Here is a 7818-nt window from a genome sequence, read left to right as displayed (position 1 = left end):
TTATGGGCGGGCCTAAAGGGAATTCTTCAAAGGAGTAGGGGGAGTTTGGCCCCGGTCCTGTAAATGCCAGGTGAAAAGGATGTCGCAAAAGCAGAATGTCTACGCTCGGCTGGCTGCTGCTTTTGGTCCTTGTCGTTTGCAACACAAAGCTTACCAGGTCGCTACACGAAAAATATGACGTAACCCATTCTTCAGCTGTCATAAATCACGCGAATCAACTGTTCCAGAATAGAGAGCGTAGTTATGACTTTAAATCGATTGGTCAAGGTTGCAGCAGTTGTTGCTCTGCTGTCTTCTCTGTCGGGATGCTGGATCTTCATGCCGCCAGGAGGTGGTGGCGATGGTGGTCGCGGTGGCCACGGTCAAGGCGGTGGACCTGGTGGGGGCCCTGGCGGTGGTCCTGGTAGCGGACCGCGATAACGGATCAGGATTTGAAGGCAACCGAGAGGATTAGAGGCGATCATGAAGATCGCCTTCTCCGCGCGGGCTTATCTAATCATGCTGAGCGGGGCAGGGTAGCCAGCATCTTGTAGCTGGTAGCGAATGGCCGAGACAAGAAACCCGGCAGCGGTCACGCTTCACACTATCAAATTTCAGGCAAAGAAAAGCCCGCTCTGTGCGGGCTCTCTATAACACCTGGGGCGCCGATCCTTCAGCGCTGCCAGCGTGCAATCTCGCGGGTTGCCAGCTCAATGGTGGCACGACGAAGGGCAGAAACAAGAAGCCCGGCACTGAGCCAGGCAATGGTGTATTCTCTTGTGGAATGGTTTTTTTAGGTCCTATTCCTATGAGTAATGCATCGACTGATCCTAGATTGCTTCAGAGCTTTCACCAAACCTCCAAAACACAGCCACAAGATTATCAGGAGTGCCTCGTTTACAGCCCTTGCGAGGGGTTTATGATTGCTACCTGGAAGCAGCTGAATGAAGATCCCCCAGGGTTTTATCTATTCGCAACTTACGAAGCGATGCATCCCGACCAGACCTTGTTTTGGGCCGAGCTCCCCTCTGTGGACGCAATGGATATCCTTACTCAATCAGTAACCTGCAGGTAGATAGAAGATCTGTCAGCACCTCAAGCCACCAGCTATTCTGATGGCTGACTGTACGCTTTCATCAGAAAGACCTATCGCCCCAAGCCCGGATAGATTCTCTTTAGTGAAGAATTTCTTTCCACTAGCTATTAAGTAATTGACTCGCTCCAATCCCTTGTTTGCCTTGCCTATCCAAATATGAACTTTATCTATCTCCCCTGTGCGCCAAGAATAAATATCCTCAACAGATGCTGATATAACAGTTCTTAGCGGAGTTGCAAAATTAAAAACCTCTTCGTCTCTGTGGGTCGCATTCAAAAACTCAAAACCAGCGATTTCGCCGATTTTGATTTGGTGGGGCGGTACAACCCCGGACTTCTTAGCCGCTGGATTCGTTTCAAAGTAAGCTTCCCGCTCGGCAAGAGATCTTGATTCATAGCGATAAAGGCTAGAATCTCCAGTTTTCAGCTTATGCGCGATTCGTTCGTTCTCAGTAGCCGACAGTGCCGCTCGAAGCGAGTACCTCAAGGACTTAAGCGTTGAGTATTCGGCTTTAGCTGAAAGCAGTGCGCTTAGCATTTCGGGAGCGACGCCCTTCAGCTCTAGAATTCGATTAATCTTCAGTCGCCGATTATATAACTCATCATGCCTTTTCATTTCTGCGGCAAAATTGGCCTTGAAATGCTTGGTGCCACAATCTTTTCCGATATTTGTTTCTAGCGAGTCGCTCGTAGTAATGGCATAACCATGAAGGTGTGGTTTGCCACAATTGGCAATTCCGCACTTTATCATCTTTCCTTTTAAGTGATATGGAGCAATTATTCTGCCAAAGTCTCGGTCATTATGGTCGGGAATAAAGTAAAGCGGGGACTGAAAATTAGCCCGACCAACAATCGATTCAATATCAGGCAGGACTGGAACATCTTCTAGGCTAAGTTCAAAACTGCTCATCTCATATCCTTGAAATTTTTATCATAACCATTGAGTTCGGACTTAAAACTTAATCTGAATTCCTCCGCACAACCCTTCCCGCTTTCACCTCATCCGCGCGAGCCATAGAAGTGGTTCAGCGCTATCAGCACGAACACAGCCACGAAAACACAGAGTACAACGAATCTAGGGCTGAACACCCGCTTGCGGCCGGAAGAGCCTCCGCCCAGCCCAGCGACATCGGAATAGCCGGGGAGCATCATAAAGAATGCCAGGCAAGCAATGACTCCAACCTTGCTCCAGAAGCTCTGATCTCGCCATGCAGTCATTGGCTCACTCTGGGCAGCAGCATCAGGAAAACCAGCCATACCCAGGGCACTTCATGGCTCTGAGGCGACGTAAAAGCGCTCGAGACTCTGCATATTCATAATCCGAGGCGCCGATTTTGGACCGCTGTATGTGCTGTATAAGGTCGTCAACCCGCTGGTGATCTGCGCTTCGCTGGAAGTTACGACACTGCTCAGCCCGTTCGGCTTCCGTAACAGGCATCGGTACGGCGTCGATCTGTTTTTCGTACTCAGTTTTTTCTTTTGGCGTGCTGTAGCAGCCGGAGATAAAAAGCGGGGCGACGATTAGAGTCGCGATCCGAAAGGCGTTCATTACCACATTCCCTTGTGCATACGAGCGCTACTCAGCTCGCTGTAGTTCTATTTGGTTGCCGCGTAAGACGATGCGCCTACTCGGGCTTGCTCCGGATTATTTGCCCAGCCCTCACCTCATCCGCATACCCCGACAGCCTGTCTGCTTCCTCATAGAGCGTACCCACAAGTCCCATCAGGGCTATGGCGTCGGCGTCGCTGAGTCGGCTGGCCAACCTGCCCAGGTCGACACAGGATTGCTCAAGGTTGAATGCGATCGCCTTGAGATCGCTGCGCAGTTGCTGGTTGGGTTTGGTGAGGGAGATGGAGCCTTCTGAGCAGCATCAGTAAAACTTTTGCAGCGCCTGCACAACTACGCCCACGATCCGGCAGTGCTCGTCGACGGCCTCGATGGGGTAGCTCGGATTCAGTGGCTTCAAGAACAGTCGGCCGCCATCGCTGACCAACTTCTTGAATGTGGCTTCGTTACTGTCCGGCAGCTTGGCCACGACCAGCTTACCTGGTGCGACTTCAGCTTCGGTGTCCACCAGGATCAGGGTGCCTTCGGTGATGCTCTGGCCGGCGGGCGCCGTCATCGAGTCACCTTTCACCTTCAGCCAGAACGCAGTGCCCTTGGAGTCGTACTCCGAGAACTCGTAGCTGTCCGAGAAACCGGCCGGGTAGGGCTCAACGGCCTCCGCCCAGGCGCCGGCGGCTACCCAGCTGATTACTGGGTAGCGGAATGATTTGGTGGGTTGGGCGGCGATAGAGATATTTGACTCGGCAGTGCTCACACCTGTCATTGGCCCGGTATTTTCGGAGAGCCAAATAGCGTTCACGCCACACACATGGGCGATCTTTGGCAGGTGTGCGCTTTGAAGGTTCTTTCCGGTCTCCAGCTGGGAGATTACCGGTTGCTCAACACCCACTTTTAAGGCGAGCGCCTTCTGCGTCAGCTTGGCGTGGTTGCGTGCGGTTTTGATTCGTTCGGCGAGTGTGCTCATCAGCTGAAATTTATAAGTTCCCTTATCGGCTTGCAAATAAGTGTCCTTCTACTTAGGATATAAGCAGGCTTATCAGGAGGGCGCTCTTATGACCCCTATCGAAAGGCTCGTCGACTTCTTCGGCGGGCAAACCAAAACCGCTTTAGCGCTCGACGTTTCTCAAGCCGCAGTTTCGTACTGGGTTGCCGGGATTCACCCGATGCGCGCCGAAAAGGCTTTCAAGGCAGAAGAGTTGACCGGTGGAAAAATCACTGCCCGCGAGCTATGCATGCGCCAGAAGGTGGCTCAATCCGCGGCGTGACATCCCTGTCTGTCGATCCAGGAACAAAGTTTCGCCTACCCACTGGCAGGGCGCCACGGAAACAAAGTTGAGGTTTTACGAATGGAAGATTTTCTGCGGGCCTGTCAGAGCGCTGTTCTGGACAACGAGGCAAAGGTACTGGCGGCAAAGATGGGTGTTGCGCATGTCGGCCTGCTTCAGCGCGCGAACCCGGACAACGAGGCTCATCACCTGACCGTGGAGCATCTGTTCGGGATCTTGCTGCACACCGGCGACATGCGCCCATTGCAGGCCCTGGCCAATGAGTTCGGCTTTGACCTGGTATCGAAGTCGGCACCAGAGCCGCAAGCGCTCACCAAGTCGCTGATCAACGTAGGGAAGGAAGTTGCAGACCTGACGATCGCGGTGCACGAAGCGCTGGACGACAACCACGTCAGCTCTTTCGAAAAGAGCCTGATCCGCCAAGAGATCAATCACGTTCGGCAGAGCCTGGACGTGATGGATGCGTCGGTGAAGGCAGCCTGAATTTCAGACACAAAAAAGCCGACGTACGAGGTCGGCTTCTTCAACAGCTTTAAGCGAGAGAAATCATGCCAAACATTGTTGCGTTACACAACCCTCGGGGATTCACCCGTATGGACAATAGCCTTATGGAGGCTTTGGCTACAGTTGACCTGCCTGCGCGTGAGCTGCGCGTGCTCATGGCCATTGCACGCCAGACTATCGGCTATCAACTGGAAACCAAACGCCTGACTGCCGACGATATCGGCAAGCAGACCAACTTGCGCCGCGACGTCACGTCGAAAGCGATCAGCCACCTCCTTGAGCGCCGGATCATTTTTCGCGTTGGCGGGAGCCGTGGGGATATCGGCATCGCGCCTGTCCGCGAGTGGTCTTTCTTCGAAGAAAAACAGCCGAGTCTCACTGAGACCAAAACGTCTCACTCAGACAATATTGTCTCACTGAGACCGCCTGCGAGTGAGACCAAAACTGCTCACTCCCTTCTTTATACAAAGAAAGAACCCCTATTAACTCTTTCTACGAAAGAGGTTAATCCGCCCCAAGAGCCAGTCGAACCTCCGAAGCCTGATCGCAAGACTCCGTTCGGCATGACCCAGTTGCTGGCAGACAACCCGCACAACGTTCCAGAGCAATTGCTCGCTGACTGGCTGACTCAGCGCAAGGCCAAGCGCGCTGCCGTGACAGCCACCGTCTGGTCGACCGTGAACACCGAGCTATCCAAGTGCGCCGAGGCCGGAATCACCGCAGACGATGCCATCACCGAAGCGCTGAATTCCGGCTGGCAGGGTTTCAAGGCTTCCTGGGTGATCAAGCGTCTGGCTGAATTCGCACCGGTGCCGGCCTCTCGGTCTCGCCACACCGGTTTTGCTGACCGCAACTACACCGATGGCCTGATTCAGCGTGAGGACGGTTCCTATGCGATCTGAGCCGGCCCAGCAAACTCCTGAACTGCCGCCGGGCACCCGCATCCAGCCTGCCGGGTGCGAGACCCACGGGCACTACGACCAGAAGATTTTTCCGGTGCTGGGCAAGGAGCTGAAAAGCGGTTGCCCTGAGTGCGGTCGGATCATCCGCGAGAAGGCCGAAGCTGCAGAACTGGCCAACAGGGCGATGGAGCTCCGCATGGCCATGGAGCGCAAGCTCGGTGCCGCGCTGATTCCCAAGCGCTTCGCCAGCAAGACCCTGGACGGCTACGTCGCTACCACCACGGAACAGCGAAAGGCGCTGAACACCTGCCGCCGGTATGCCGCTGAGTTCGCGCAGATCGCCGAGACAGGCCGCTGCCTATTGCTGCTGGGCAAGCCCGGCACCGGCAAGACCCACCTGTCCGTGGCGATCGCCAACGAGATCATGGCCAAGTCCAGCGCGACCGCGGTGTATCGCACCATCGGCGCCGTACTGCAGGCCATCCGCGCCACCTACGATCACTCCAGCGACCAGAGCGAAAGCCAGATTCTGTCGAGCCTGATCAGCCCCTCGTTGCTCATCCTAGATGAGATCGGCGTCAGCAAGGAGAAGCCGAGCGACTTCGAGCTGACCACGCTGTTCGCAATCATCAATGGCCGCTACGAAGAGCTGCGCCCGACGGTGATCGTTTCCAACCTGGATGGGCAGTCGCTGCCAGGGGCCATCGGCGAGCGCTGCATTGACCGGTTGCGGGAGGGCGGGGTGATCGTCATTCCATTTGAGTGGGAATCGCAGCGCGGGAAGGAGGGTTTCTGATGTCCGACAAAATCAGCGTCAACTGCCAGGCCAAGCTCTCCGAAGTCATCACCAAAATCAGCGCCATGTACAAAGACAAGAAGTTTGTCGTGGTGACCCTGCGCCCGGGCAAGGACCGCACACTGGATCAAAACCGGCTGTGGTTTGGGATGTACAAGCGCATCGCCGAGATGACCCAGATCGGCGACGCGGCCGACGCTCGCCGTTACTGCAAGCTGCACTTCGGCGTACAGATCCTGCTAAACGAGGATGCCGGGTTCCAGGCAGAGTGGTATCGCGTCATGCGCCATCTGCCCTACGAAACAAAGCTGGCCATGATGGGCGAGTGCCACTTGTTCGGCCCTGACGGCTTCCCGGTAACAAGCCTTTTTAACCGCGCCCAGGGCATCAATTACACCGACCGCATCGCCGCCTATTTCACAGGCCAAGGTGTGGTTTTCACTGATCTACTCAGCAAGGAGGCTGCATGATCGCCAAGCAACCCAAACCGAAGAAGTGCAAGAACCCAGCATGCGGCATCAGCTTCCCGCCGCAGCGCCTGGGCCAAGCCGTGTGCAGTCCGAAATGCGGCCTGGCCATCAAGGACGTGAACCAGGCCAAAGCGCGTAAGTCGCTGGCTCAAGTTGAGCGCCGCGAGATCAAGGTCCGCAAAGAGAAGCTGAAGAGCAGGGCGGATCACGCCAAGGAGGCTCAGGCGGTCATCAACCGCTACGTTCGGCTGCGTGACGCTCATCTGGGCTGCATCAGCTGCGACAAGCCGGCGAGCTGGAGCGGTCAATGGCACTGCTCGCATTTCCGCAGTGTCGGCGCCGCCGCACATCTCCGTTTCAACCTCTGGAACATGAACAAGTCCTGCTCCCAGTGCAACGCCCACTTGAGCGGAAATATCATGATTTACCGGCCCGGCCTTGTGAAGAAGATCGGCGCGGAAAAGGTTGCATGGCTGGAGTGCAATCAAGACCTGGTCCGCCATGAAATCCCTTACCTAAAGCGCTTGAAGGCGATTTTCGCGAAGAAGGTGAAGCGGATAGAGCAGAGATATGAAAGGGGGCAGTCATGGGTAGCAATGTGATTCTTGTTCGAAAATCGCTCGTCGAGATTTCTGGATCGAGAAGATCGATCGGAGTGTTCCGATGCCCAGAGTGCTTGGTCGAATTCGAAACCCGAATGGAGCGCGCCAAGGTTATGACGGGGCTCTGCATTCCATGCGCAAACAAGGCGGCGGGCAGGAAGCGCGCAACCCACGGCCTCAATAACTCGAATAGCCGGCTGCATGTGACGTGGGCGAACATGAAGCGCCGCTGCCTGAAGCCTCGTGGTTCTGAAATCCAGAAGTACCACGGGGTTACGCTCTGTGAGGAGTGGATGAGCTTCGAGCCCTTCATGGAATGGTCTCTCGCAAATGGCTATTCCGATCGGTTGACTCTTGACCGGATTGAATCCGCGAAAGGGTACGAGCCTGGCAACTGTCGGTATGCGGATTACAACTTACAGGCAGCGAACCGGCGTCTGACTGACAAGAACACAAGCGGTCACGTCGGCATCAACTGGTCTCGCGGTAAATGGGCCGCAAAAGTCCAGTGGAAGAAAAAGCAGGTTCACCTGGGGCGATTCGATGACATCAAGGATGCAGTGAAGGCACGGAACGACTACCTAGATGCAAACAACCTGCCGCACCTGAGGGCCTAG

11 protein-coding genes are annotated in these 7818 nt (G+C 55.2%); 7 read left to right on the top strand and 4 right to left on the bottom strand.

What is annotated here, in order from left to right:
• Positions 1-1066: 1066 nt before the first annotated feature.
• The 4 genes from JFU58_RS10720 to JFU58_RS10710 form a co-directional block, all read right to left on the bottom strand.
• A complete protein-coding gene (locus JFU58_RS10720) occupies positions 1067-1984 on the bottom strand; it encodes a hypothetical protein (RefSeq protein WP_201140635.1) in 918 nt (305 codons plus the stop codon).
• 89 nt (positions 1985-2073) lie between these two features.
• Entirely contained in the window at positions 2074-2292 is a 219-nt protein-coding gene (locus JFU58_RS32265; RefSeq protein WP_242488260.1) for a hypothetical protein, read from the bottom strand.
• 22 nt (positions 2293-2314) lie between these two features.
• On the bottom strand, positions 2315-2623 hold the full coding sequence (locus tag JFU58_RS10715) for a hypothetical protein (RefSeq protein WP_201140634.1): 309 nt from the start codon (positions 2621-2623) through the stop codon (positions 2315-2317).
• 322 nt (positions 2624-2945) lie between these two features.
• The gene (locus JFU58_RS10710; protein WP_201140639.1) at positions 2946-3605 is read right to left on the bottom strand and encodes a S24 family peptidase; all 660 of its coding nucleotides are present in this window, start codon (positions 3603-3605) and stop codon (positions 2946-2948) included.
• An 88-nt stretch (positions 3606-3693) separates the two neighbouring features.
• On the opposite strand from JFU58_RS10710, the gene JFU58_RS10705 reads away from it, so the two are divergent.
• The 7 genes from JFU58_RS10705 (at position 3694) to JFU58_RS10675 (ending at position 7818) form a co-directional block, all read left to right on the top strand.
• Entirely contained in the window at positions 3694-3906 is a 213-nt protein-coding gene (locus JFU58_RS10705) for a transcriptional regulator (RefSeq protein WP_178964894.1), read from the top strand.
• A gap of 81 nt (positions 3907-3987) precedes the next feature.
• Positions 3988-4410 (top strand): phage regulatory CII family protein, encoded by a 423-nt coding sequence (locus tag JFU58_RS10700; RefSeq protein WP_201140632.1) that lies wholly within the window; start codon positions 3988-3990, stop codon positions 4408-4410.
• A 65-nt stretch (positions 4411-4475) separates the two neighbouring features.
• Positions 4476-5333 carry a replication protein gene (locus JFU58_RS10695; RefSeq protein WP_201140630.1) on the top strand — a complete coding sequence of 286 codons (858 nt, stop codon included), beginning with the start codon at positions 4476-4478 and terminating at the stop codon, positions 5331-5333.
• Entirely contained in the window at positions 5323-6129 is an 807-nt protein-coding gene (locus JFU58_RS10690; protein ID WP_201140628.1) for an ATP-binding protein, read from the top strand. The genes JFU58_RS10695 and JFU58_RS10690 overlap by 11 nt, the downstream gene beginning before the upstream one ends.
• The gene (locus tag JFU58_RS10685) at positions 6129-6599 is read left to right on the top strand and encodes a hypothetical protein (protein WP_056861768.1); all 471 of its coding nucleotides are present in this window, start codon (positions 6129-6131) and stop codon (positions 6597-6599) included. Before JFU58_RS10690 ends, JFU58_RS10685 begins: the two co-directional genes overlap by 1 nt.
• Positions 6596-7201 (top strand): recombination protein NinG, encoded by a 606-nt coding sequence (locus tag JFU58_RS10680; protein ID WP_201140626.1) that lies wholly within the window; start codon positions 6596-6598, stop codon positions 7199-7201. The genes JFU58_RS10685 and JFU58_RS10680 overlap by 4 nt, the downstream gene beginning before the upstream one ends.
• Positions 7186-7818, top strand: coding sequence for a hypothetical protein (locus tag JFU58_RS10675; RefSeq protein WP_201140623.1), 633 nt, complete (start codon positions 7186-7188; stop codon positions 7816-7818). The genes JFU58_RS10680 and JFU58_RS10675 overlap by 16 nt, the downstream gene beginning before the upstream one ends.

This window comes from Pseudomonas sp. TH34 (assembly GCF_016650865.1).
Lineage (GTDB): Bacteria > Pseudomonadota > Gammaproteobacteria > Pseudomonadales > Pseudomonadaceae > Aquipseudomonas > Aquipseudomonas yamanorum.
The sequence above is the reverse complement of the archived record's forward strand: the minus strand, read 5'-3'. Positions and strand labels throughout refer to the sequence as shown.

Excerpts from the sequence above, each read along its gene's own strand:
- JFU58_RS10715 (WP_201140634.1), bottom strand. The coding sequence starts at position 2,623 with ATGAACGCCTTTCGGATCGCGACTCTAATCGTCGCCCCGCTTTTTATC.
- JFU58_RS10690 (WP_201140628.1), top strand. The coding sequence starts at position 5,323 with ATGCGATCTGAGCCGGCCCAGCAAACTCCTGAACTGCCGCCGGGCACC.
- JFU58_RS10720 (WP_201140635.1), bottom strand. The coding sequence starts at position 1,984 with ATGAGCAGTTTTGAACTTAGCCTAGAAGATGTTCCAGTCCTGCCTGAT.
- JFU58_RS32265 (WP_242488260.1), bottom strand. The coding sequence starts at position 2,292 with ATGACTGCATGGCGAGATCAGAGCTTCTGGAGCAAGGTTGGAGTCATT.
- JFU58_RS10685 (WP_056861768.1), top strand. The coding sequence starts at position 6,129 with ATGTCCGACAAAATCAGCGTCAACTGCCAGGCCAAGCTCTCCGAAGTC.
- JFU58_RS10700 (WP_201140632.1), top strand. The coding sequence starts at position 3,988 with ATGGAAGATTTTCTGCGGGCCTGTCAGAGCGCTGTTCTGGACAACGAG.
- JFU58_RS10695 (WP_201140630.1), top strand. The coding sequence starts at position 4,476 with ATGCCAAACATTGTTGCGTTACACAACCCTCGGGGATTCACCCGTATG.
- JFU58_RS10705 (WP_178964894.1), top strand. The coding sequence starts at position 3,694 with ATGACCCCTATCGAAAGGCTCGTCGACTTCTTCGGCGGGCAAACCAAA.
- JFU58_RS10710 (WP_201140639.1), bottom strand. The coding sequence starts at position 3,605 with ATGAGCACACTCGCCGAACGAATCAAAACCGCACGCAACCACGCCAAG.
- JFU58_RS10680 (WP_201140626.1), top strand. The coding sequence starts at position 6,596 with ATGATCGCCAAGCAACCCAAACCGAAGAAGTGCAAGAACCCAGCATGC.
- JFU58_RS10675 (WP_201140623.1), top strand. The coding sequence starts at position 7,186 with ATGGGTAGCAATGTGATTCTTGTTCGAAAATCGCTCGTCGAGATTTCT.